Source organism: Pseudomonas sp. p1(2021b), assembly GCF_020151015.1.
GTDB classification, from domain to species: Bacteria; Pseudomonadota; Gammaproteobacteria; order Pseudomonadales; family Pseudomonadaceae; genus Aquipseudomonas; species Aquipseudomonas putida_K.
In genome coordinates, this window is record NZ_CP083746.1 from 4014263 (window position 1) to 4037523 (window position 23261).

Consider the following 23261-nt stretch of genomic DNA (forward strand, 5'->3'; position numbering starts at 1 on the left):
AGCCCCGCCGGATGGCAGCTTGCGGTCACGGTGGCGGGCACGCCAAGATAGCCGTACCTCAAAGGAAGAAAAGCATGAAATTCTGCAGCGCGTGCGGCCAGCCAGTGATACAGCGGATCCCCGAGGGCGACAGCCGCCCCCGCTACGTCTGCGATCATTGCCAGACCATCCATTACCAGAACCCCAATATCGTGGCTGGCGTTTTGCCCACCCATGGCACCCAGGTCTTGCTGTGTCGCCGTGCGATCGAACCGCGCCGTGGGTTCTGGACCCTGCCCGCCGGTTTCATGGAGAATGGCGAGACCCTCGAGCAAGCCGCCCGTCGCGAAACCGTGGAGGAAGCCTGCGCCCGGGTCGGGCACATGAGCCTGTACCAGTTGTTCGACCTGCCGCACATCGACCAGGTGCATGTGTTCTTCCGCGCCGAACTGGCCGACCTGGATTTCGCCGTCGGAATCGAGAGCCTGGAAGTGCGCTTGTTCGAAGAACATGAAATTCCATGGGGCGAGCTGGCTTTCCGCACCGTGGCACGCACACTAGAATGCTATTATCGCGACCGCATCGGGCAGTCCTACCCGGTAGGCCATGAGTACCTGCCCCCGATGAATGTCTCGTCGTCCATCACCTAGTTTTCAGGGATACGGTTTCATGCGCTGGTTGCTCGCCCTTTTCTGCCTTTGCGTTACGTCGGTGTCCCAGGCTGCGTTCACCGAGACCATCATCCGCAAGCCGCAGGACGCCGCGCAGTCCTCGGTCACCCGTCAACCGTTGGTCGACAAGGTACTGGTGCTCAAGTCCGAGCGCCGCCTGCAACTGATCAGCCGTGGCGAGCCGCTCAAGACCTACCGCATCTCCCTGGGCAAGCAACCCAAGGGCACCAAGGAGCGCGAGGGCGACAACCGCACCCCCGAAGGCCTCTACTGGCTGGACTGGCGCAAGGTCAGCGACCGCTTCAACCTGGCCATGCACATCTCCTACCCCAATATCAGCGATGCCGCCCGCGCCCGCCGTGAAGGCGTCAACCCTGGCGGCATGATCATGATCCACGGTACGCCCATCGACGAGGAATACCCGGAGTGGTACTTCCACACCCTGGACTGGACCGAAGGCTGCATCGCCATGCGCAATGCGGACATGCAGGAAGTCTGGAGCATGGTCAAGGACGGGACCTTGATCGAGATTCGTCCCTGATTCCTACACTTCACCAATTCTGTAAGAAGCTTCTGCCAGGTGCTGCCGTCCGGGTAGCTGACCTGGGTCACCAGGGTGGTCAGGTGGTGATACTCGTAGGCGATCTTGCGGCCCAGCGGGTCGGTTTCCTCGAGCAGGCGGGCGAACTCGTCGTGCTTGAAGGCGAGTTTGTTGCCGTCCGGCAGGCCCAGGCCGACCATGTGTAACGGTACTGGGTGAGGGTCTCGACCGCTTCGTTGTTCACCACACGCTTGATATCGGTCAGCCGGCCCAGCGGGTTGTCGTAGTGCAGATGCACCCGCGTGCCGCCAGTAGCGTTGATGTCGGTCAGCCTGTCTTCGGGTGTACGGGTGAAATGCAGGAAGTGGCCGAGGGCGTTCTCGATGCGTTGCAGCGAGCGGGTAGCGCCAGGGTCTTTCCTGCAGAGAGTGAGGCCCGCAGCTCAGCTCTTCTTAATTTTGTTTTTAAGGAGCAATTTACTACGAAACTTCACGTAGAAATACTATCAAACCACTCTAATCTCCCTTAAATCCAAACCCTTCAACCCGCTATCCTTGGCCGCACCAACGAATTTATCAGACACAAAAATGGAAAGCGGACTTTCAGCCACCCGAAAAACATCAAAACCTTGCACCGCAAGAGCATTCAGTACAACCCTATAAACAACCAAACCATTGGGGTATTCATCAAACTCCGAGAGCTCTCTATTAATCGCGCCATCCAAAACCGTGTGAACCAAAATTCCAGAATGATCTGAATTTGGGGACAAGACACTTACATCCTCAATAGAACTGGGAGCCACGGAGCGGAATAAAATTTTGGCCTTGGACGTCACAATGAGCACAGGCTTAAATAAAGTAAATATATCCGAGGCGTCTTTCTTGTTCTTATCATCAGAATTAAACTCCAGCTCATATTGGTTTGCAAACAAAGATTCGACATCATTGCCAAAGGTATATTGCTGCGCGGCAGCATGCAATGAAAGACTGCTATCTTCTCCAATTAAAGTTTTAAATTTACTATCCTGAGCTACAGAGTAATATCTCATAACCATCCAGAAATATCTTTCCAATCTCCCCCAGATCTTAAGTCAGTCGTAAACCCCTTCCTCTTGAGCTTTTTCAATAAAAAGATCCTGCAAGTCACCCTGAATTTCCTCGCCATCCATACTCAGTATAAAATCGCCTTCCAGATCATCTGGGAAGTGCACTCCGTCCAGTATTCCCAATAGTACAGAAGCGCTATCCGCAATAATAACCTTAAAGAAATCTATTACATCCATTCTCTGAGAATCACTAAGCAGCGCCAGGGAATTTCGCGCTCGAGCATATGAGTCTTTATCATTGTTAACTGGTTTCTGAAGAGACTCCTTATACTGCAAAAAATTTTTTTTGAATAATTCGTAGTAAATGGCATCCACAAATTTCTTACCATTCATATACCAACCCTTATTTTTGCATCTCTGGATACATAGATTTATTCATGGCTATCAATTCTTGTAGCTTCTGATTTGGCACATCAGGATAAACACGCCGCAACTCTCTTATGTCACGCGCCAGCACATCTCGTGCGCTAGCAAGCTCGACGCGAACTGCCAGGCCTTGCGCCCCATGGCGTCATAACCGAAGCAACTGGTGAGCTTGCCCTGGGTCCGGTACACCTCGCGGTGCAGGTCATCACGCTCCATGTCGCTAATCACCTGGCCGTCCAGGTTCAGTTGGTGCAGGTGCCCGCTGCCGTAGTACAGATGGTTGACCTTGCGGCCGTCCGGCAGGCCCAGGCCGACCATGTTGTCCTGCTCGTCCAGCTCGATGGCATAGCGCTCGCCACCATAGTCCCGGCTGGCAACCACGCGATGGTCGGCGTTGTACTGCACTTCCAGCTCGCGACCGAGCACGTCGGTGGCCCAACTGGTGCGGGCGCTCAGGTCGTAGCGGAAATAGTAGTGCTCACCGTCGCTGGTCCAGTGCTCGACCACGCGCGGCTTGTCGCCAATGGTTTCCCAGCGGTAGTGGCAGCCTCGGTCAGGGTGCCGTCGGACACGCTACCAATAGGACTGAGACTTACGCCTCAGTCCATAAGTCTGAATTTTAAATATCGATTGGCTTGCAGGCTGGGAATACAACCTACGTATGTCTGTGCGAGGCTAATTTGCCTCGCACATTTTACCTTCTACCGTTCAAAGCGCCGACTCATGTGAAGAGATTAAAAGTAAAAAATCACAAATCGATAAATTCATCATTATCTTGATAATAATTTAAGGCCTTGACGTAGTCATCATACGATGCATCAGGCTTTTGCTCCGCCAACAACGTTACAACATCAACAAGTTGCTGCCCCGCATAGAGATAACTCAGCCCTGCTTTTTTTACGGACTCTGGATAGATCTCCTTATCGTCTTTAACGCTTGGATAATCCGCCACAAAATATTGCACCTTTAAATCTAGGTGATCTTGATTCTGACCATAAAGACAAAAGTCATCATCTTGCTCTGCAAAAACCTTAACATGCTCGATTAGCTCTGAAAGAGCATAAAACTTATCCTTCAATAACATGACATTTCTCCAGTTGATCAACCACAGCAAATTTTCCCGGTTGCACCGTCAAGCTTGCCTTTTCGCCCTTGAGCGCCACCACCCCATATATCTCTACCGCCTTTACCAGTCGGGTGGTATAAACCATGATTCGACATATGATCCATACGATCCACTAGAGATAGCCTATTAATATCCTCGTGGTGGTGCCACGTCACGCCAGGGGGGCTGCCACTTTTACCACCTGTCTTAGCCCACTCCTCAAGTTTTGGATAGCGATTCAGCATATCCTTCCTGAACTCAGGCTCAAGTTCCATTCTATTCAAAAGATCGGCATTAGCTCTATTAAATTGAACGACATCACTAGAATATCTATACTGAGGATCCAATGTGTGATCATGGAAAATATTATACTTTCCATTATTCGGCCTGTTCGCCAACCCAAGGGGGTCAAGCCAAGTCAGCGGATTGATAGCGTATTTGTATAAGTTAAAACCACCTTGCAACCCAATTGGGTCTTGAGTCACAAACCTCCCGGCACCCGTATCATAGTAGCGGAGCGTGTTGTAGTGCAGTTCCGTTTCGCAATCGAAGTACTGGCCTTGAAAGCGTAAATTCTGCTGAACCTCATCAACCTCTAGGGAAGGTCTGAAGTAACCCTGTATTTCCGGTCGACTTCAGCCCTTGCTGCTTTTGAAAGCGGGCCGTCGATCAAAATCGACCAGGTAACCCGCTCAGTTCTCCGTTTTTGGCCGCCGCGAGCACCTCGCAGCAGCCATTTTCCGCATTACAGGTGCACCTGTCCTGCGGTAGTCAGCAAATGTCGGCGCGCCATCCATAGGTTCGACAGCGCGAACAGCGTCACCAGCTGAGCGGTGTTCTTGGCCAGGCCACGGAAGCGCACCTTCACGTAACCGAACTGGCGCTTGATCACTCGAAACGGGTGCTCGACCTTCGCTCGCACTTGTGCCTTGGCCTTCTCGATCTTGCGCTTGGCTTTGTACAGGGCGCTGCGTTTATCGAGCTTCTTGTAGGTGCTGCGGCGTGCTGCGACCTGCCAGATCACTTCGCGGCCCGCATGTTCGGGGCGCTTTTCGACGCCGGTGTAGCCGGCATCGGCGCAGACGACGTTCTCGTTACCGTGCAGCAGTTTGTCGACCTGGGTGATATCCGCCACGTTGGCTGCCGTGCCTACCACGCTGTGTACCAGCCCCGACTCATCATCCACGCCGATGTGCGCCTTCATGCCAAAGTAATACTGGTTCCCTTTCTTGCTCTGGTGCATTTCCGGGTCGCGCTTGCCGTCCTGGTTCTTGGTCGAGCTGGGTGCGTGGATCAGTGTGGCATCGACGATAGTGCCCTGGCGCAGCGACAGGCCGCGATCCCCCAGGTAGCCATTGATTACGCCGAGGATGCCGGCTGCCAGCTCATGTTTCTCCAGCAAACGACGGAAGTTGAGGATGGTGGTTTCGTCGGGAATGCGCTCCAGGCTCAGCCCGGCGAACTGACGCAGGATGGTCGTCTCGTAGAGCGCTTCTTCCATGGCCGGGTCGCTGTAGCCGAACCAGTTCTGCATCAGATGGATACGTAACATGGCCATCAGCGGATAGGCTGGACGACCACCTTCACCCTTTGGGTAGTGTGGCTCGATCAGGGCAATCAATCCCTTCCACGGCACCACCTGATCCATCTCGATCAGGAACAATTCCTTACGGGTCTGCTTGCGCTTGCCGGCGTACTCGGCGTCGGCGAAGGTCATCTGCTTCATGGAAAAACTCGGCTGGCGGGATCGGCGTATTTCACCAGATTCGGGAAGTCTTTTTCAGACCTTCCCTAGGCTTTCAATCGCCCCCCACGAACGATAGCTCGCCTGCCAAACGATTGAGCCATCGCTATCCGTCAGCTCCAAAGGCGTGCCAATCTGGCCCGTATGGAAGTAGTAGAGTCTCTGCCCCTTCCCTTCCACCTGATCGACACGTGCCAAGGGCGCGTAACTCCCCGGCTCATAGAAATACAGAATGCTCTGCCCCGGCGTCTCCTCACGCAACATCCGCAGCCCTTGCCACAGGAAGCGTTTCTGCTCGACCTCGCCGTTGATTTCCGACTGCTTCGCAACCCGCCGCCCCAAGCTGTCATAACGGTAGTGCCCGGTGCTTTCCAGCTTGCCATTGACCGTTGTTTCCGCCCGCACCAACCGGTTCTCGCAGTCATAGACAAAGTGCTGCAGCTTGCTATGCCCCGAGCGCTTCTCGATCAGGTTGCCCCACGGATCGTAGCGGTACTCCTGGTCCCGCCACTGTTTGATCCGGTTGTCCTTGACCTTGGCGAACTGGCGGGCGTTGAAGTCCAGGCGGTTGGCCGCCGCGTCGTAACGAAACTCTTCGCTACCAATCAGCGAGCCGGTATCGCGGCTGCGTAATTGGCCGTTGGCTTCGTATTCGTATTTGACCTCGCCGCGTAGCTTGTCGAGCGTGCGTACCAGTTCGCCTGCCGGGTCGTACTGGTAACGGCGGTGGATCGGGTTGTAGGCATGCTCCACCAGCAGCGAGGTATTGATGCCGGTGTTGTGCACCTGCGAGAGCTTGTCGGCTGGCAAGGTCGAGGCGAACTGCCAGGCCTTGCGCCCCATCGCGTCATAACCGAAGCAACTGGTGAGCTTGCCCTGGGTCCGGTACACCTCGCGGTGCAGGTCATCACGCTCCATGTCGCTGATGATTTGGCCGTCCAGGTTCAGCTGGTGCAGGTGCCCGCTGCCGTAGTACAGGTGGTTGACCTTGCGGCCGTCCGGCAATGTCAGGGTGGTCAGGTTGCTGAGCGGGTCGTACTCGTAACCGAGCGTGCCGGCGGGCGTGATTTCTTTCGTCAGCCGGCCGAGCAGATCGTAGGTGTACTCCAGCTTCTCTTCTGTGATCCCAAGCTGCTTGCCGATCCCGGTCGGTTGCCGCTCGATGCGCAGCAACCGGTCGCCGTCGTCGTACGCGAAGGTCTGGCTCGCATCGCGGTTGATCTTGGCGACCAACCGGCCAATGGTGTCACGCTCGAACAGCGTGTGCCGTTCCGGGCGTTCGGCATTTTCGCCGTAGCCAATCTCATCCAGGCGGGTGAGATGACCTCCGACGTTGTAGCTGAAACGCCGCGTCAGGTTGTCCTCGACCAACCGGTCCGACGCATCGTAGACAAAGCTGTAGGTCGCGTTGTTCTCGTTGACCAACGCGGTCAGGCGAATGGCTTTGTCGTACTCGTAGTGAATTCGCTGGCCCTTGGCATCCTGGCGGCTGCTGGGCAGGCCTCTTGAAGTGCGCTGCAGGCGGGTGGTCTGGCCCTTGCCGTCGGTGTGTGCGATTACCTGGCCGAGGGTGTTGTAGGTGAAGGTTTCCGAGGTGCCGTCCGGATGGGTGATCTTCAGCACCTCGCCGTCCGGCTTGCGCTCCAGCGTGGTGGTCTGGTTCAGCGCGTCGGTGACGGCGACCAGGTGCTGGCGCTCGTCGTAGCGGTAGTAGGTGCTCTTGCCCGAACAGTCCTCGAAGCGTTCGACCTGGGCGTAGGCGTTCCACCACAGGTACTTGGATTTGAAGTTCGCATCGATGATGGTGTGCGGCAGGCCATCTTCGCCGTTGAGGTATTCGGTTTTGTTGCCTAGCGGGTCGATCTCGGCGACCAGGTTGCCCTTGTCGTCATAGCGGGACTTCCACACGCTGCCATCCGGGAAACGGGTTTCGGTCACCAGTGGCGTCGCAAAGTGGTGCTTGTAGGTGATCTTGCGGCCTAGTGGGTCGGTTTCCTCGACCAGGCGGCCAAAGTCGTCGTACTTGAGCGCCAGCGGGTTACCGTCGGGCAAGGTGAGGCCGACGATGTTGCCGAACGCGTCGAAATCGATGTTGTAGCGTTCACCACCGAAATCCCGGCTGGCGATGACGCGGTTGTCCTCGTTGTACTGGATCTCCAGTTCGCGGCCCAACACGTCGGTCGCGCAACTGGTACGTTGGCTGAAATCGTAGCGGAAATGATAATGCTCACCGTCGCTGGTCCAGTGCTCGACCACGCGCGGCTTGTCGCCAATGGTTTCCCAGCGGTAGTGGCAGCCCAGGCCCAGCGTGTTGCTGTGGGTCACCATCAGGTCTTCGGCGTAGCTGAAGCGCCGCACCGAATCGCCGTTGCGGTTCTCACTTCGCTCCTTTGACCTTGGTCTGTACCGGCATTAGATAAAATTGTTTGGCATTGGCCCGGCCAAGAATACCGGGCCAAATGAAAGTCGTACGTTGTTAAAGAACAACCTCTGGATCAGGACAAGCTAGAGTAGCTCTAAATATTAAAGTATCCCTTTACTTCTTCATCCCCCACCGGAGAATAATCAGGTCATTTATCCTTATCTCCAACTAGATCAGTCTCATTGTCAAAAATATCAACAAGCTTAATATTGTTCGCCACGCCACAAACAAACTTTATAGGTTCCTAGCTTGGAGGTTCATAATCTATCTGATGCGCCACAATCCTCCAGTCCCCTTCCAGCTTACGATCAAAGAGCGAATACGAATCTAAAATCACTGGATCACCTAATCGACTAAACGATAAGAATTTCACGTCAGGGGAAGTCAAAACCTTGTCAAAAATTTCAGCGACATGCCCCAAGCTATTTTGCGTCATGATACGCCCGACCCCGTATCTTTTATCGCTCAAAGCGAAGCAAAAAAATATCGCCACTCTTAATATTTCTTAAGCTGATCCTATTTCTTTTACCCCAATCATAAGTTTTAAGATTATTCATCCGCAACCACCTTTGAAGCAGTTTTCGAACGCTTGACGAACTGGCGCTCGCGTAGTGACGGTCAGCGTGCCTTCGAGCGTAAAGGTTAAATGCAGGTGGTCGCTGAGGGCGTTCTCGATGACGGGACCACGGTGCAGTACCAAATTCATCCTCCTGTATAAGTGCATCTATTGGGTCAACGTAGAATCAACGTTTAGGTCAAAACTGACGTTTGCAATCAGCCCGTTAGCACCTTTCCGTTCAAAAAGCTATTCTCTTAACAAGATAAAGACCTTACAACACAAAGACACTATTTAGAAAGAAATCCTTGCCGAATCCACAAAAGAATTATTTGAGACATCGGTTTTCGAAAAAGCTAAACAGATAGCGCCGTCATCGACCTTGTAACCCATGTAATAACTACCCACTTCTAAAATAATGAACTGCCCTTGCATTGCATCCGAACCATCAGGCTCTAGCCCTCCACCAGAGGTATCCTCTCCGGCACCTACAAAAACCCTACCAGAAGGAACCTTTAGGTGCACCCCACCACTTGGATCAATTAAAGAGTCGACGATTTTTATTTGATACCGTCCATCGCCCCCTAAATTCAGAAATGCGATATTGCCTCGATTCATTTCTAAGATTTCATCGCTTTGGATACTCCACCAATCAAATGTATCACTCAGTCGATGTTGCATTGCCTGCAAATCAAATACTGCCAGTGTAGCTGTATCTGTAACCACAGAAAATTCGATAGCCATGCTTCACTCTCGTCCAGAACAATGCTCTAGTATTTCGATGCCACTGTCATTGACTAAGTTGTTTCGGTCGACCAAAAAGCCTGTCAGATTATCTAAACCGCACATCAAAATGAAGTGACTGAGGCAACGTGACAGCCACTTCGAAAACTCATTAGCTAAAGAGACTTTTAAGGAAAGCCCATAGCTCTCCGGGCATGGTAAAACAACAGGCCTGGGCATGCAGGAAGTGTAAAATCAGTGACCATTGAGCCGACCGGAACGCTGAGGCCGTTCTAAAAACTGAAGCGAATAAAATAAGCATCTTCACTTCTGCTTCGACGGCTCAGCGTCCTTCCAGTTCAAAATCAAGATCGTCTATAGAAGCGCCATCACTAATCTCGGGTAAAGCTTGGACGCGGACGAGCTCAAGACCGTATCCAAGTTTTGAAGGCTGTTCCCGAAGTGCAGCATAACCCCTGACAGTCAAACTGTACATACCAGGCTCAACATCAATATAATCATTGCTAGGCAGTCGAGAATCATATTGAGCCCTATAATCTAAGAAAAAATCCGCATCCCAATCCAATAGAGCATTGAGATCCGAAACAATCAATACATCTGAGGTTATTGCAAGAGGGAAGCCTGGATATACAAAAATAGGTTCAGGCAAATTAGCAAGCCCATCATCTTGAGTCATCAAGAATACCGAGTACTCACGCTCCGATATTTGATATATAGGACAAACCACACCTTGATTAATTGCCTTCCGACCGAGTAATTCATCATCCAAAAAAGCCTCAAAAATATTTGTTTCTCTTATTCGCTCATCGCTTATAAATCCCGACAACCGCACAGGGTCAAATAGCACTATGCCTGGTGCATACAGCTCAATCAATGCACTACGTTTCATTAACCACACCCTCCTGCAGAATTAGTATTAGTCCCCTTGCCTAGCGACTTGGTTAGCGCCTCACCAATAGTAATGTCCTTCGCGAGGACTTGGCCGGTACGAGGGATTTTTAAGGTTCCTTTTTGAGGGAAGCCCTCATACGACTTTTCTAACTTCTTAACCAACTCATCAGATGTACCCTCAAATTTTTTATTGAATGGCACCCCTTCCTTCTTTATCGCCTCATGGAATTGCTGATGTAGTTTATCAGAACCCTCAACTTCATTAGGGAACCACGAAGGAGAATCAAGTTTTGTACCTAACTCTGGGAACCCATGAGTATTTGCGTGAGCCCGCGGGAATGGATGATGCCCCATACCATTAGGTTTCAGAGGCTTCCAAAATGCCATCCACCCCCAAGGATCTACCCAAGATAGTGGATTTGGAACATATTGATAAAGATTAATGCCTCCCCTAAGACCTATCGGATCCTGAGTGGCAAAGCGCCCGATCTCGGGATCATAGTAACGGAAGGTATTGTAGTGCAGGCCCGTCTCTTCATCAGAGTATTGGCCCTGGAATCGGAGATTCTGCTCAAGCTTATTGACAGTTAATTGCTCGACCGCACCCCACGAACGATACGTCGCCTGCCAAACAATCTCACCTTCGCTATCCGTCACCTCCAGCGGCGTACCGATCTGGTCGGTATGGAAATAGTAGACCTTCTGCCCTTTCCCTTCGATGCGATCGACACGTGCCAGCGGTGCGTAACTCCCCGGCTCATAGAAATACAGAATGCTCTGCCTCGGCGTCTCCTCACGCAGCATCCGCAGCCCTTGCCAGACGAAGCGTTTCTGCTCGACCTCGCCGTTGATTTCCGACTGCTTCGCTACTCGCCGCCCCAAGCTGTCGTAGCGGTAGTGCCCGATACTCTCCAGCTTGCCATTGACCAATGTCTCGGCACGTACCAGCCGGTTCTCGCAATCATAGGCAAAGTGCTGCAGCGTGCTGTGCCCCGAGCGCTTCTCGATCAGGTTGCCCCACGGATCGTAGCGGTACTCCTGGTCCCGCCACTGCTTGATCCGGTTGTCCTTGACCTTGGCGAACTGGCGCGCGTTGAAGTCCAGCCGGTTGGCCGCCGCGTCGTAGCGAAACTCCTCGCTACCTATCAGCGAGCCGGTATCGCGGCTGCGCAATTGCCCGTTGGCTTCGTATTCGTATTTAACCTCGCCGCGCAGCTTGTCGAGCGTGCGTACCAGTTCACCCGCCGGGTCGTACTGATAACGGCGGTGGATCGGGTTGTAGGCATGCTCCACCAGCAGCGAGGTATTGATGCCGGTGTTGTGCACTTGCGAGAGCTTGTCGGCTGGCAAGGTCGAGGCGAATTGCCAGGCCTTGCGCCCCATCGCGTCATAACCGAAGCAACTGGTGAGCTTGCCCTGGGTCCGGTAGACCTCACGGTGCAGGTCATCGCGCTCCATGTCGCTGATCACCTGGCCGTCCAGGTTCAGCTGGTGCAGGTGCCCGCTGCCGTAGTACAGGTGGTTGACCTTGCGGCCATCTGGCAGGGTCAATGTGGTCAGGTTGCTGAGCGGGTCATATTCATAACTGAGCGTGCCAGCGGGCGTGATTTCTTTCGTCAGCCGGCCGAGCAGATCGTAGGCGTACTCCAGCTTCTCTTCCGTGATCCCAAGCTGCTTGCCGATCCCGGTCGGTTGCCGCTCGATGCTCAGCAACCGGTCGCCGTCGTCGTACGCAAAGGTCTGGCTCGCATCGCGGTTGATCTTGGCGATCAACCGGCCAATGGTGTCACGCTCGAACAGCGTGTGCCGTTCCGGGCGTTCGGCATTTTCGCCGTAGCCAATCTCATCCAGTCGGGTGAGATGACCACCTTCGTTGTAGGTGAAGCGCCGCGTCAGGTTGTCCACCCGTACTTCTTCGACCAAGCGGTCCGATGCATCGTAGGCAAAGCTGTAGGTCGCGTTGTTCTCATTGACCAACGCGGTCAGGCGAATGGCTTTGTCGTACTCGTAGCGAATTCGCTGGCCCTTGGCATCCTGGCGGCTGCTCGGCAAACCCCGGGCCGTGCGCAGCAGGCGGGTGGTCTGGCCCTTGCCGTCGGTGTGGCTGAGCACCTGGCCATAGACGTTGTAGGTGAAGGTTTCCGAGGTGCCGTCCGGGTGGGTGATCTTCAGCACCTCACCGTCCGGCTTACGCTCCAGCGTGGTGGTCTGGTTCAGCGCGTCGGTGACGGCGACCAAGTGCTGGCGCTCGTCGTAGCGGTAGTAGGTGCTCTTGCCCGAGCAGTCCTGGTAACGCTCGACCTGGGCCTGGGTGTTCCACCACAGGTACTTGGACTTGTAGGTCGCGTCGATGATGGTGTGCGGCAGGCCATCGTCGCTGTTCAGGTACTCGGTCATCTGGCCGAGGGCATCGAATTCGGCGAGTAGGTTGCCCTTGTCGTCGTAGCGCGCTCGCCAGGTGCTGCCGTCCGGGTAGCTGACCTGGGTCACCAAGGTGGTCAGGTGGTGATACTCGTACTGGATCTTGCGGCCCAGCGGGTCAGTTTCCTCGAGCAGGCGGGCGAACTCGTCGTACTTGAAAGCGAGTTTGTTGCCGTCTGGCAGGACTAGCCCGACCATGTTGCCGTGGTCGTCCAGCTCGATGGCATAGCGCTCACCACCATAGTCCCGGCTGGCAACCACGCGATGGTCGGCGTTGTACTGCACTTCCAGCTCGCGGCCGAGCACGTCGGTGGCCCAGCTGGTGCGGGCGCTCAGGTCGTAGCGGAAATGGTAATGCTCACCGTCGCTGGTCCAGTGCTCGACCACGCGCGGCTTGTCGCCAATGGTTTCCCAGCGGTAGTGGCAGCCCAGGCCCAGCGCGTTGCTGTGGCTGGTCATCAGCCCTTCGGCGTAGGTGAAACCGCGCACCGAATCACCGTTGCGGTTGATCACTTCGCTCAGTTGGCCGTGTTCGTCGTAGCGGTACTGGGTGAGCGTTTCCACCGCTTCGTTGTTCACCACGCGCTTGATGTCGGTCAGCCGGCCCAGCGGGTGGTCGTAGTGCAGGTGCACCCGCGTGCCGCCGGTGGCGCTGATGTCGGTCAGCCTGCCTTCGGCTGTACGGGTGAAATGCAGGAAGTGGCCGAGGGCGTTCTCGATGCGTTGCAGCGGGACTTCGGTGTTGGTGTCTGGCACTTCACCGAAGTAGAAGAACAGGTTGTCGAGGGTCTGCAGGAGGTAGTGACCACCCTCGGTGCACACCAGGTACACCTGCTCGTGCGGGTTGTAGATGCGCTCGCCCGGTTGCAGGGTGACGAAGGGGACTTCGCGGCCCTGGTTGTCGGTCAGGTAGATGAAGCTACCGCTGCGGCGCAGGCTCTGCTCCCAAGGCAGCACCCAACCACGGCCAAGTACGCTGTCGACGGTCAGGTCGCTGGCGTAGAAGCGCGACCATTCGATCGGCATGAGGCCCGGGAGGTTGAAATCGACTTCGTCGTGAATGACCTTGCGCCCAGTCGTGAGATCGACCGGGTTGCCCACCAGGCCGCCCACGGCACGCTCGATCGCGGGGCCGACCACATAACGGCTGGCCACCTCGCCGGCCACGAACCCGGCGGTGAACTTGGCCACGCACGGCATGATGGCCTTCATGCCGGCCTGGCTACCGGCCTTGATCAACTGCGCGATGCCGCCAGCAGCACCCGCGATGGCCATCAGCACATCGACGGTGGTGCGTAGCCATTCGGGTACTTCGTCGTCTACCGGCAGGTAACGGTAGGTACCGCCGCCGATGATGACGTTGTCCGAGCCACTGGTAATGGTCGCGCCGCAAGTCAGCTTGTCGCCATTGCGTGCGGCGGCCACGCTGTTGATGAAGACGTTGGTCGAGCCTTCGGCGATCTGCACCGGCCCTGGGTGCTTGTCGCAGGCGCCGATGCTTTTCTCGACGCGGGCAGCCTTGCGGCCGTTGATGAAGACGTTGGGGGAGGCCGTGGTTATCGTCCCTGACGGGGACGAGAACATTTTGCCTATCGCCTCCCCTGCGGCAACCAGCAAGCTGCCCCCTACACCTGCCGCGAGACCGGCCAGCAAGGCCACGCCGAACCCGCAAGTGAACGTGGCGATGGCCACCGTGGCCACCAGCGCGATCCCCAGGGCCGCTCCGATCAGGAAGCCCCCCAGCGCGCTGGTGTGTGAAATCTCGTCGCCGAACCTGGCCGCTTCGAACATGAGGGTTACTCCTGTTCGCCAGGAACGGGATAGCCTGCGACCGGGTCGCGTCGATCCATAAACATCAGCATCTCCATGAAATGCACGGTGAAGGTCCTCAATCCGATTGCCGTGTAATCATCCGTGAAAGGCGCTGAGTTAATAGGCTGGAGCGTTGCACTGTCAACCGAGTGAGGGCCTTGTGTGGCGCGGGTTACAGGTGGGCAAAAATGCCATCAAAAAGCCACACACCAGAGAAATCGTTGCCTCCTGAGCCGAAGGTTGGCAGTTCAGTTAAACGGGCCTTTTTGTAATTTCAGAAACGTCTGTAGGAAAAATCGCTACCACTGGATCTCTTTTCGACCAGACAGCACTTGCGGCCCCAGCCATTGCATACCCCGCAACACTGCAATCAGCCCGGCATCTGGCTGCAAATCGAGCGCGACCGTTGCCCGGTGCGCCAGCAGGTCCGCATCCAGCTTCAATTCATGTTGCCCTATCTGCGTCAGTTGCCCGCGCAAGCGCCAGCCAGCACGACAGTCCATCTCAACCCAACCCTGCCCCAACCCCAACGACCAGGGCGCAGCCAGGGCCAGGTCTTCCACCGCAAGCCGGCCTTGGGCTTGCAGGCATTGCGACCCCTTGCCCTGCAGACGAACCACGCCTTGCCATTGCCCCGCCAACCGATAGACCGACGCAACGCTGGCGCGCGGTCCCAGCGCCTCGAGCTCGGCCTGCCACTGCCACGGCCAACCGCCCAGGCGAGCGCGCCAGCCTTGACCCTGGTACGCCAGGTCTATCTCGATCTCGCGATGCCAGGGGCGCCAGTGCCAGTGCACCGGGCCGGCCTCGCCTACCTGCCGGGCTTCACCCTGCCATAGGCTCCCAGACACGCCGGCCACCGGCAGGGCCTGGCCACGCAGCACCCAGCCGGCCGGCAGCTCGACCAGCACGGTCAGGCAGAACACCACCGTCAGCCATACCCAGCCACGCCGTGTCATGGCCGCAACCACAGCGCGAAACGCAGACCCTTGACGTCCCGCTCCAGGCCCCATTGCAAGGGCTGGGCGCCATCGATCTGCACGGCCTGCAGCCACCCTTGCAGCACCTGCTCGTCAGCGACCAGGCCATGCAGTTGCCAGGTTTGGTCGTCGGCTTGCACATCCTGCAGGTCGATCCCCCGTGCCTGAGCCGACTGACGCAGGCGCTCCAGGCTCAGCGTCGGCCCATTGCGCAGCCCTGCAGCCGTGGCAGCCAAGGCTTGCCACTGGTTCGTCTCGCGCCACAGGGCCAAGCCTTCACGCCCGGCCAGCAAAGCCAGCAGCGATGCAATCAGGCTCCAGGCCAGGGCCATGCGGTAGCGTCGCACGCCATCCAAGTTCATGTTGCGTCCCCCAGGTCGAACACCACTTGCCATTGCCCTGCTTGCCCATCGCCCTGCACCTCGACGCGTACCCCCGCGCCCGAGGCCATCGCGTCCCAAGGCGGCGCGGCGTCATCACCCTCCATGCGCAGGTGCCAGCGCCGGCCATCGAAGCGCACGGCCTGCAGGCGCCAACGGGGCTGCTCACGCAGCCAGGCCTGCAAACGGGTTTGCAGGTCCTCGAGCTGGCGCAGGCGCAGTTGCCGTTCCGTCTCGGCCCCCTGCAGGCGCTTGAGGGCCTGTGCGGCCTGGCGTGGCGACGCCTGTTGGCCTACCACCGCGTGTACCTGGGCTCGCCATAGTTGCGCCTGGCGCCATTGCTGGTGCGTCCACAACCCGGCCCATAACGTGCACAACAGCAGGCAAGCGAGCATCAGGCGCACGTGCAGGCCTGGCAACTGAGGCCTGCGCCACGTTCGCGCCCGCCGCTGGGTGAACAGCCCGGGCAGCGCGTCGAGGTTGGCCAGGTGCGTCGGCCAGGCGCCCTCCATGACCTCCATCGGCAGGCCCGCCCAAGGCGAACGCGGGGCCTCGCCCAGGGTCTGCGGCCAGGCCAGCCAATGCTCGTGGCCATCCTCGAACACGCCTCTGAACAGCCTCATGTCCGTCGGCTTGCGCCATTGCCATGCCGTACCCGTCGTCGGTGCCGGCAGCAGCTGGAACTCCGCCCAGCAGCGCTCGAGTGGCAATCCCCAGGTTGCACACTGGGCTTGCCAGGCTTCGAGCTGCTGGCGGGCCACGACTACCAGGCGTACCTGGCCCGCCAGCCGGGCAAGGTTGGAGCAGGCCAGGGTCTGGGGGGCCTGCAACAACTGGTCTTCCAACAGCAGCGGCCACTCCTCGCGCTTGAGCGCAACAGGGGCAGTCACCTGGAAATGGCTGCACGCCTCCCCCGGCACCACCAGGGCCACTCGGGCGTGCGGCTCGGCCGGGGGCTCGCCCTGGCCCTGGCGCAGCGGCGTGTCACCGCCCACCAGCAACCAGTCCCAGGGGGTGTCGGCCAGGCCGGGGCGCAGCAGGAGCCAGGGCCGGGTCGGCGCGGGTCGTCGCCACTCAAATTTCATGAGCGCCCCCAGGGCAATACGAAGGTGCAGACATACGGTGCTCCATCACGCTGCAGATGCAAGCGCACGCCACGACCCGGGTGCACCGGTTGCTCGGAAGGCCAGGCCAGCCAACGGCCCTCCTGGAAATAGAGAATGTGCATGGCACTCACCCGCTCCAATTGTTCACGCAGCGCCCATCGCGGCTCTTCCGCGGCGTACAGGTCTGCCGAGGTCTCCAGCAGCAGCCGTTGGCCGTGGGCATCGAAGCGCAGGCGTTGACGCTGCAGACGTGATCCTCCCTCGGCCTGCGGCCAGCCGGTTGCGGCCACCCACAGCAAGGTGTTGCGCTGTGGCTGCCAGTCGAGCCAGCGCACCGCCAGGGGCAGGCGTTGTTCGTACACCCGGCGCAGCACCGGGCTGTCGAAGCGCCGTTCCAAGGCCAGGCAGAACTCCAGCACGCTGTCTGCGTCGGCAGACGTGCCGAGGCGTTCGCGCACCTTGAGCCAGCCGTTCACCAGCGCCGCGAGCATGACGCCGAGCACGGCGGTCAAGGCCAGCGCCACCATCAGTTCGATCAGAGTCATGCCTCCCTGGCGAGCGTTCATGGGCGCTCCAGGAAAAGGCTGTACTGCCCCAGCGGCAGGCGTTGGTCGGCATCGGCGAACAGCCGCAACTGGCCCCGGCGCAAGTCGCGCACACCCGTGCCACGCAGTTGCAACTGCCAGTGGCAGGCCTGCCCGCCCTGGTGCAGTACGCCGCTGTTCTGGTTGGACGGTGGCCAGTAGCGCTCCACGGTAAAACGCGCCTGCAGTTCGCGCGCGCAGAGCAGGCCCAGGCGATGCTGTTGCACGCTTTCCTGCACGGCCAGGCGCTGGCGCAGCACCTGGTTGGTGATCACCGCCAGCACTGCGGCGATCGCCAGGGCGACGCTCACTTCGAGCAAGGTGAACCCTCGCTGGCGCGCCTTCATGAGCCCTGGATCCTGCGCAGCTGGCCATCACGCCCCCACGCCCAACGCTCGCTGCCTTCGGCCCAGCGCCAGGTCAGGCTGCCCGGCTGGGCCCAGCCCTGCGGGGTGAACACCAGTTGCGGTGCCTGGCTCGCGGGCCAGTCCGGGCGCAGCGCCGTGGGCCAGTCGCCCAGGCGGGTCGGCTCGGCTACCCAACCTGCCGGCTCACGCCGAACGAACTCCGGGCGCTGGCCGTTCCAGCGCAGGCCACGCACCTGGCCCGCGTGCCGGGCCAGGGCAGCCTGGCTGCGGACCTCGGCGGCCAGGCGCGCCAAGGCTTGATCGGCGCCAGCCTTGCCGCCGTCGAGCCAGGCCACGCTGAGCCCGGTCATCAGCCCGACGATGGCCAGCACCACCAGCAATTCGAGCAGGCTGAAGCCGCGTTGGCCCATCACCGGTCAGAGTTCCCAGTTGCCCAGGTCGGCATCCAGGCCCTCGCCGCCCGGCACGCCATCGGCACCCAGGGAATAGACATCGACCCGCCCGTGCTCACCAGGCAAGCGATATTGATAGGGCGTACCCCAAGGATCTTCCGGCAGGCGACGGATATAGCCATCGCTGCGCCAGGCCCGTGGCAGCGGCTCCTGGGTCGGCTTCTTCACCAGGGCCGCCAGGCCCTGTTCGCTGCTGGGAAAGCGCAGGTTGTCCAGGCGGTACATGTCCAGGGCCTGCTCCAGGGTCGCCAGGTCGGCCATGACCTTCTGGCGCATGGCCTTGTCCTGGTTGCCCAGCACGCTGGGGGCGACCACCGCGATCAGCAGGCCGATGATGAAGATGACCACCATGATTTCCATGAGGGTGAAACCACGCTGGCGCGCGCGTCGATGCTGCATGTTGGTGCTCCTGTTCACAATTGCGGTTTTCAGAGTTGCAGGCCCTGGTTGAGCTGCATGATCGGCAACAGCACCGCCAGCACGATGAACAGCACTACGCCGCCCATCACCAGGATCATCAGGGGTTCGAAGAGCGCCATGGCTGTGTCCACCTGACGGGCGAAGCCACGCTCCTGGTCATCGGCCACGCGCTCGAGCATGTCGGCCAGGGTGCCGCTGGCCTCGCCGCTGCCGACCATGTTCACCAGCAGTGGCGGGAACTGGCCGCTGGCATCCAGGGCCCGGTGCAGGCTGGTGCCGCCTTCGACCTGGGTGCGCACCTGTTCCATGGCCTGGCGGATGCGCCGGTTGCCGACCGTCTCGGTGGCCACCTGCAAGGCCTCGAGCAGGGCCACGCCGCTGCCGCAGAGGATCGCCAGGCTGCGCGCGAGCCGCGCGCTTTCCAGTACCTGCAGCAGTGCGCCGACACGCGGCAGGCGCAGCAACAGGTCGTCGCGGCGCAAGCGCCAGTGGGGCTTGCGCAGCAGCCAGGCGCACAGCAACGTCGACAGGGTCGCCAGGCCCAACAACCAAGGGCCTGCCGTGACCAGGCCCTGGCTGAGGCCGATCAATAACGAGGTGACCAGGGGCAGGCTCTGCCCGGAATGGGCGAACTGTTCGGTGAGCTTGGGCACCACGAAGGTCATCAGGCCGATCACCACCGCCAGCGACACCCCCATCAACACGCTGGGGTAGATCAGTGCCGTACGCGCCTTGTGCTGTTGGCGCTGCACCTGCTCCAGGTGATCGGCCAGGCGCGCCAGCACCTGGGCCAGGCGCCCGGAGCGCTCGCCGGCCTCGACCAGGGCACAGTACAGGCCGGTGAAGGGTGCGCCCTGGCGGGCCAGGCTGCGCGCCAGCCCCAGGCCTTCGGCCAGCGAGCCGCGCACAGCGACCAGCACCGTGTGCAACGCAGGTTGACGCAGTTGCCGCTCCAGGGTCGCCAGGGCATCGACCAGGGGAATGCCGGCACCGGTCAAGGTGGCCAGCTGCCGGGTCAGCTCGCACAGTTGCGGCCGGCTCAGGCGTTGGCGATGCGGCTTGCTTTCGCCCGGGTCCTGGCGCTGCAACTGACGGGCGAACAGGCCCTGCTCGCGCAACAGTTGCCGGGCATGGCGCTCGGTGTCGGCCTGCACGCTGGCCTTGTGGGTCCGCCCGGCCATGTCGACCGCCTGGTATCGGTAGGTCGGCATGCTCAGCCCTGCACCACGCGCAACACTTCGGCCAGGCTGGTCCGGCCGCGGGCCAGGCAGTGGCTGGCCATGCCCAGCAGGCTCTGGCGCCGGTCGGCGAGGTAGCCTTGCATGGCCACCTCGCTGGCGCCGTCATACAGCAGCGCCACCAGGCCGGCATCCAGTTCGATGAATTCGTAGAGGCCCAGGCGCCCCACATAGCCAGTGCCCTGGCACTGCTCGCAACCGACGGGGTGGTGGGTCTCGTCCAGGTTCGCAAGCTCAGGCCACAGACGCCGCTCGGCCGCCTGCAGCGGGTGCGCCACGGCACATTCGCACAATCGCCTGACCAGGCGCTGGGCCAGCACGCCACGCAAGCTGGAGGCGATGAGGAACGGCTCGACGCCCATGTCGCGCAGACGCGTCACCGCGCCCACGGCGCTGTTGGTGTGCAGGGTCGAAAGCACCAGGTGCCCGGTGAGGCTGGCCTGCACCGCGATCTGCGCGGTTTCCCGGTCACGGATCTCGCCGAGCATGATCACGTCCGGGTCCTGGCGCAGGATGGCACGCAGGCCACTGGCGAAGGTCAGCCCCGCGCGTGGGTTGATGGCGGTCTGGCCGATGCCGGCGATGGCGTATTCCACCGGATCTTCGACGGTGAGAATGTTGCGGCTGCCGTCGTTGAGGCTGTTGAGGCAGGCATAGAGCGTGGTGGTCTTGCCCGAACCGGTGGGGCCAGTGGAAAGCACGATGCCATTGGGGCGGGCCAGGCAGCCACGCAAGCCGTGCAGCACCGCTTCGGTCATGCCCAGGTTGTCCAGTGCCAGCAGGCTGGCCTGTTTGTCCAGCACGCGCATCACCACCCGCTCGCCGTGGATGCCCGGCAAGGTCGAGACCCGTACGTCCACTTCGCGCCCGGCGGCGCGCAGGGTGATGCGCCCGTCCTGGGGCTGGCGCTTCTCGGCGATGTCCAGGCGTGCCATGACCTTGATCCGCGACACCAGCATGGCCGACAGCGCCCGCGGCGGGCGCAGCACCTCGCGCAGGTGACCGTCGATGCGCAGGCGCACCACCAGGCTCTGCTCGAAGGTCTCGATGTGGATATCCGAAGCGCGCTGGCGCAAGGCCTGGGCGAACAGGCCGTTGATCAAGCGAATCACCGGCGCTTCGTCATCGCTTTCGAGCAAGTCCTCGATGCGCGGCATCTCGCTCATCAACCCGGCCAGGTCGACCTGTTCGCCGATGCCTTCGATCAAGGCCTCGGTGGCCGATTCCCCTGCTTGGTACAACAGGCCAAGACGCTCGTCGAAGGCAGCATGGTCCAGATATTGGCAGGCGAGCGGCCGGCCATGCACGCGCAGCAGCTCCTGCAGCTGATCGCTGTCGGCATCGTCGCGCAGCCACAGCTGCCAACCTTCGGCACTCGGGGCCATGGCCAGGCCGGCCTGGCGTGCCAGGCGATACGGGAGCATCACCAGTCCCCGCCTTCCAGGCGCGCACGGCTGGAGGGGAATACCTTCAGCAATTGCGAGCCCTCGGCCAGCTCCGGCAGTTGCAGCGGCGTGCCCTGCTGCAGGCTGCGGTATTTCTCCTGGCTCAGGCCCGCCAGGCTCTGGCCATCACGCAGGATGCGCGGGCGGATGAACACCATCAGGTTCTGCTTGGTGTTCTTGCTGGCGTCGGAGCGGAACAGCCGGCCCAGCCCCGGGATGTCGCCCAGCAACGGGACGCGCTGGTCGCTGGTGCTCAGCTCGTCGCTGATCAGGCCACCGAGGATCACCAGGCCATTGTCCTCGACCATCACCTTGGTCTTGATTTCGCGCTTGTTGGTGATGACATCGCTGGCCGCGCTGGAATCGGCGATCGACGAGACTTCCTGGACGATGTCCAGGCGCACGCTGTTGTCGATGTTCACCTGCGGCTTGATGCGCAGCTTGACCCCCACTTCCTTGCGCTCGATGGTCTGGTAGGGGTTGGCGTTGTTCTGGGTCACGGAGCCAGTGACGAAGGGCACCTCCTGGCCGACCAGGATCGACGCCTCGGCGTTGTCCAGGGTCAGCAGGGTCGGCGTCGACAGTAGGTTGAAGCCGCTCTTGCCCTTGAGCGCGTTGATCAGCATGGCGAAGTTGAAGCCGCCGCCGATATGGCCGATGCCGACGGTGGCACCGGTGGTGGCCGAAAGCAGCTTGCCGAGCTTTTCGTTGTCGCCGCTGGCGGCCGCCCCGGCGACGTTGGCGATGTTCACGCCGTTGCTGCCGAAGTTGACGATACCGGCGCCGAACTTCTCGTCGGCGAACAGCCATTGCACGCCCAGCTCCTGGGCCTGGCTGTCGCTGACCTCGGCGATGATCGCCTCGACCACCACCTGGGCACGGCGGATGTCCAACTGCTCGACGATGGTGCGGTAGGCGGCCAGCTCGCTGTCCGGGCCGACCATCACCACAGCATTGGTGCCTTCTTCGTATTCCAGGCGAATACCCGAGTCGCTGGCCATCGCCACCGGCGCCTCCCTGCCCTGCCCTTCGCCTTCGGCGGGCACCGCGCCGCTCTGGCTGAGGCCGCGCAATACCTTGACCACCTCGCTGGCGTTGGCGTGACGCAGGTAGATCACCTGGGTGTTGCTGCTGTGCAGGTTGTCGCTGGGCCGGTCGAGCTGGGCCAGCAGGGCGCGCACGCGCTCGCGGCTGTCGGCGCTGCCGCGTACCAGCAAGGCATTGCTGCGCGGGTCGGCCACCACCTGGGCGCTGTCGGCGCCCTGCTCGCGGGCCAGCAGGCGCGTCACCAGCTGGGCTGTGTCGGCCGCGCTGGCGTGGCGCAGAGGCATCATCTGCAGGGGCTCGTCGCTGACCTGGTCGAGCTGGCGCAGCAGGCTGTCGATACGCTCGAGGTTGCTGCGCCAGTCGGTCACCACCAGCAGGTTGGCCGCCGGATACGGGGTGATGACACCGACCCGGGGGTCGATCAGCGGCTTGAGGATGCCGAGCATCTGCTCGCTGGCGGCATTGCGCACATTGAACACCCGGGTGGCCACGCCATCGCTGCCCTCGCTCTGCCTGCCCGCGGCCTCCACCGGCACCGGCTCCAGGCGCGCCGCCTGGTCGGGGACGATCTTCACGCTGCCGTTGGGCAGGTCGACGGCAGCGAAACCCTGGGCACGCAACTGGGCCAGGAAGATGTCGTAGATGGCCTCGGCGTCATGGCGGTCGACGGTGCGCACCGTGACCTTGCCCTTGACCCTCGGGTCGACGATGAAGCTGGTGCCGGTGATGCGCGACACGCTGTCGATGAACTCGCCAAGGTCGGTGTCGACGAAGTTCACCTCGTACAACGGCGTGCCGTTCTCGTCGATCTCCTCAGGCTCCTCGGCCCAGGCCAGCGCCAGGCCCAGGCTCAACATTGCGGCCACACAGTATCTTGCAAACAT

21 protein-coding genes and 3 pseudogenes are annotated in these 23261 nt (G+C 59.9%); 2 read left to right on the forward strand and 22 right to left on the reverse strand.

What is annotated here, in order from left to right; all coding sequences use genetic code 11:
- The first annotated feature begins 74 nt into the window (after window positions 1-74).
- A complete protein-coding gene (locus K8374_RS18705; RefSeq protein WP_224456732.1) occupies window positions 75-629 on the forward strand; it encodes an NUDIX hydrolase in 555 nt (184 codons plus the stop codon).
- A 19-nt stretch (window positions 630-648) separates the two neighbouring features.
- Window positions 649-1191 (forward strand): murein L,D-transpeptidase family protein, encoded by a 543-nt coding sequence (locus K8374_RS18710; protein WP_224456733.1) that lies wholly within the window; start codon window positions 649-651, stop codon window positions 1189-1191.
- 32 nt (window positions 1192-1223) lie between these two features.
- Here the strand turns inward: K8374_RS18710 and K8374_RS26540 are convergent.
- From K8374_RS26540 to gspD, 22 genes and pseudogenes are all read right to left on the reverse strand, one after another.
- Window positions 1224-1585, reverse strand: a pseudogene (locus K8374_RS26540) (hypothetical protein); the annotation flags it as partial.
- A gap of 111 nt (window positions 1586-1696) precedes the next feature.
- Window positions 1697-2239: an imm11 family protein gene (locus tag K8374_RS18720; RefSeq protein WP_224456734.1), complete on the reverse strand. Its 543-nt coding sequence runs from the start codon at window positions 2237-2239 to the stop codon at window positions 1697-1699.
- A 42-nt stretch (window positions 2240-2281) separates the two neighbouring features.
- Window positions 2282-2629, reverse strand: a complete 348-nt coding sequence (locus K8374_RS18725) for a hypothetical protein (RefSeq protein WP_224456735.1) — start codon at window positions 2627-2629, stop codon at window positions 2282-2284.
- 123 nt (window positions 2630-2752) lie between these two features.
- A pseudogene (locus tag K8374_RS26340) lies at window positions 2753-3211 on the reverse strand (hypothetical protein); the annotation flags it as partial.
- 199 nt (window positions 3212-3410) lie between these two features.
- A complete protein-coding gene (locus K8374_RS18735) occupies window positions 3411-3746 on the reverse strand; it encodes a hypothetical protein (protein WP_224456736.1) in 336 nt (111 codons plus the stop codon).
- 17 nt (window positions 3747-3763) lie between these two features.
- Window positions 3764-4165, reverse strand: a complete 402-nt coding sequence (locus K8374_RS26545) for an HNH endonuclease (protein WP_411969656.1) — start codon at window positions 4163-4165, stop codon at window positions 3764-3766.
- Window positions 4160-4366: pseudogene (locus K8374_RS26550) on the reverse strand (RHS repeat-associated core domain-containing protein); the annotation flags it as partial. The pseudogene K8374_RS26550 and the gene K8374_RS26545, both read right to left, overlap by 6 nt.
- A 146-nt stretch (window positions 4367-4512) precedes the next feature.
- Entirely contained in the window at window positions 4513-5493 is a 981-nt protein-coding gene (locus tag K8374_RS18745; RefSeq protein ID WP_038410028.1) for an IS5-like element ISPa16 family transposase, read from the reverse strand.
- A gap of 54 nt (window positions 5494-5547) precedes the next feature.
- Complete coding sequence (locus tag K8374_RS18750) at window positions 5548-7869, reverse strand: RHS domain-containing protein (protein ID WP_224456737.1); 2322 nt, start codon at window positions 7867-7869, stop codon at window positions 5548-5550.
- A 914-nt stretch (window positions 7870-8783) separates the two neighbouring features.
- Window positions 8784-9233, reverse strand: a complete 450-nt coding sequence (locus K8374_RS18760; protein WP_224456739.1) for a DUF6386 family protein — start codon at window positions 9231-9233, stop codon at window positions 8784-8786.
- 322 nt (window positions 9234-9555) lie between these two features.
- Window positions 9556-10122, reverse strand: coding sequence for a hypothetical protein (locus K8374_RS18765; protein ID WP_224456740.1), 567 nt, complete (start codon window positions 10120-10122; stop codon window positions 9556-9558).
- Entirely contained in the window at window positions 10122-14336 is a 4215-nt protein-coding gene (locus K8374_RS18770; protein ID WP_224456741.1) for an RHS repeat-associated core domain-containing protein, read from the reverse strand. The genes K8374_RS18765 and K8374_RS18770 overlap by 1 nt, the downstream gene beginning before the upstream one ends.
- Before the next feature lie 320 nt (window positions 14337-14656).
- Window positions 14657-15316, reverse strand: coding sequence for a type II secretion system protein N (locus K8374_RS18775; protein WP_224456742.1), 660 nt, complete (start codon window positions 15314-15316; stop codon window positions 14657-14659).
- Window positions 15313-15699, reverse strand: a complete 387-nt coding sequence (gene gspM / locus K8374_RS18780) for a type II secretion system protein GspM (RefSeq protein ID WP_224456743.1) — start codon at window positions 15697-15699, stop codon at window positions 15313-15315. Before gspM ends, K8374_RS18775 begins: the two co-directional genes overlap by 4 nt.
- Window positions 15696-16802 (reverse strand): type II secretion system protein GspL, encoded by a 1107-nt coding sequence (gene gspL, locus K8374_RS18785; RefSeq protein ID WP_224456744.1) that lies wholly within the window; start codon window positions 16800-16802, stop codon window positions 15696-15698. Before gspL ends, gspM begins: the two co-directional genes overlap by 4 nt.
- The gene (locus K8374_RS18790; protein ID WP_224456745.1) at window positions 16799-17389 is read right to left on the reverse strand and encodes a type II secretion system protein J; all 591 of its coding nucleotides are present in this window, start codon (window positions 17387-17389) and stop codon (window positions 16799-16801) included. Before K8374_RS18790 ends, gspL begins: the two co-directional genes overlap by 4 nt.
- Window positions 17386-17754: a type II secretion system protein GspI gene (locus tag K8374_RS18795; RefSeq protein WP_224456746.1), complete on the reverse strand. Its 369-nt coding sequence runs from the start codon at window positions 17752-17754 to the stop codon at window positions 17386-17388. The genes K8374_RS18790 and K8374_RS18795 overlap by 4 nt, the downstream gene beginning before the upstream one ends.
- Entirely contained in the window at window positions 17751-18188 is a 438-nt protein-coding gene (gene gspH, locus K8374_RS18800; protein ID WP_224456747.1) for a type II secretion system minor pseudopilin GspH, read from the reverse strand. Before gspH ends, K8374_RS18795 begins: the two co-directional genes overlap by 4 nt.
- Window positions 18189-18191: 3 nt before the next feature.
- Window positions 18192-18626 (reverse strand): type II secretion system major pseudopilin GspG, encoded by a 435-nt coding sequence (gene gspG / locus K8374_RS18805; RefSeq protein ID WP_224456748.1) that lies wholly within the window; start codon window positions 18624-18626, stop codon window positions 18192-18194.
- A 29-nt stretch (window positions 18627-18655) separates the two neighbouring features.
- Window positions 18656-19858, reverse strand: a complete 1203-nt coding sequence (gspF, locus tag K8374_RS18810; RefSeq protein ID WP_224456749.1) for a type II secretion system inner membrane protein GspF — start codon at window positions 19856-19858, stop codon at window positions 18656-18658.
- A gap of 2 nt (window positions 19859-19860) precedes the next feature.
- Entirely contained in the window at window positions 19861-21309 is a 1449-nt protein-coding gene (locus K8374_RS18815; RefSeq protein ID WP_224459360.1) for a GspE/PulE family protein, read from the reverse strand.
- A complete protein-coding gene (gene gspD, locus K8374_RS18820) occupies window positions 21309-23261 on the reverse strand; it encodes a type II secretion system secretin GspD (protein ID WP_224456750.1) in 1953 nt (650 codons plus the stop codon). Before gspD ends, K8374_RS18815 begins: the two co-directional genes overlap by 1 nt.

Excerpts from the sequence above, each read along its gene's own strand:
- gspL (WP_224456744.1), bottom strand. The coding sequence starts at position 16,802 with ATGAAATTTGAGTGGCGACGACCCGCGCCGACCCGGCCCTGGCTCCTG.
- K8374_RS18790 (WP_224456745.1), bottom strand. The coding sequence starts at position 17,389 with ATGAACGCTCGCCAGGGAGGCATGACTCTGATCGAACTGATGGTGGCG.
- K8374_RS18760 (WP_224456739.1), bottom strand. The coding sequence starts at position 9,233 with ATGGCTATCGAATTTTCTGTGGTTACAGATACAGCTACACTGGCAGTA.
- K8374_RS18815 (WP_224459360.1), bottom strand. The coding sequence starts at position 21,309 with ATGCTCCCGTATCGCCTGGCACGCCAGGCCGGCCTGGCCATGGCCCCG.
- K8374_RS18735 (WP_224456736.1), bottom strand. The coding sequence starts at position 3,746 with ATGTTATTGAAGGATAAGTTTTATGCTCTTTCAGAGCTAATCGAGCAT.
- K8374_RS18710 (WP_224456733.1), top strand. The coding sequence starts at position 649 with ATGCGCTGGTTGCTCGCCCTTTTCTGCCTTTGCGTTACGTCGGTGTCC.
- K8374_RS18770 (WP_224456741.1), bottom strand. The coding sequence starts at position 14,336 with ATGTTCGAAGCGGCCAGGTTCGGCGACGAGATTTCACACACCAGCGCG.
- K8374_RS18795 (WP_224456746.1), bottom strand. The coding sequence starts at position 17,754 with ATGAAGGCGCGCCAGCGAGGGTTCACCTTGCTCGAAGTGAGCGTCGCC.
- gspM (WP_224456743.1), bottom strand. The coding sequence starts at position 15,699 with ATGAACTTGGATGGCGTGCGACGCTACCGCATGGCCCTGGCCTGGAGC.
- gspG (WP_224456748.1), bottom strand. The coding sequence starts at position 18,626 with ATGCAGCATCGACGCGCGCGCCAGCGTGGTTTCACCCTCATGGAAATC.
- K8374_RS18745 (WP_038410028.1), bottom strand. The coding sequence starts at position 5,493 with ATGAAGCAGATGACCTTCGCCGACGCCGAGTACGCCGGCAAGCGCAAG.
- K8374_RS18725 (WP_224456735.1), bottom strand. The coding sequence starts at position 2,629 with ATGAATGGTAAGAAATTTGTGGATGCCATTTACTACGAATTATTCAAA.
- K8374_RS18765 (WP_224456740.1), bottom strand. The coding sequence starts at position 10,122 with ATGAAACGTAGTGCATTGATTGAGCTGTATGCACCAGGCATAGTGCTA.
- gspD (WP_224456750.1), bottom strand. The coding sequence starts at position 23,261 with ATGTTTGCAAGATACTGTGTGGCCGCAATGTTGAGCCTGGGCCTGGCG.
- K8374_RS18775 (WP_224456742.1), bottom strand. The coding sequence starts at position 15,316 with ATGACACGGCGTGGCTGGGTATGGCTGACGGTGGTGTTCTGCCTGACC.
- K8374_RS18720 (WP_224456734.1), bottom strand. The coding sequence starts at position 2,239 with ATGAGATATTACTCTGTAGCTCAGGATAGTAAATTTAAAACTTTAATT.
- K8374_RS18705 (WP_224456732.1), top strand. The coding sequence starts at position 75 with ATGAAATTCTGCAGCGCGTGCGGCCAGCCAGTGATACAGCGGATCCCC.
- gspF (WP_224456749.1), bottom strand. The coding sequence starts at position 19,858 with ATGCCGACCTACCGATACCAGGCGGTCGACATGGCCGGGCGGACCCAC.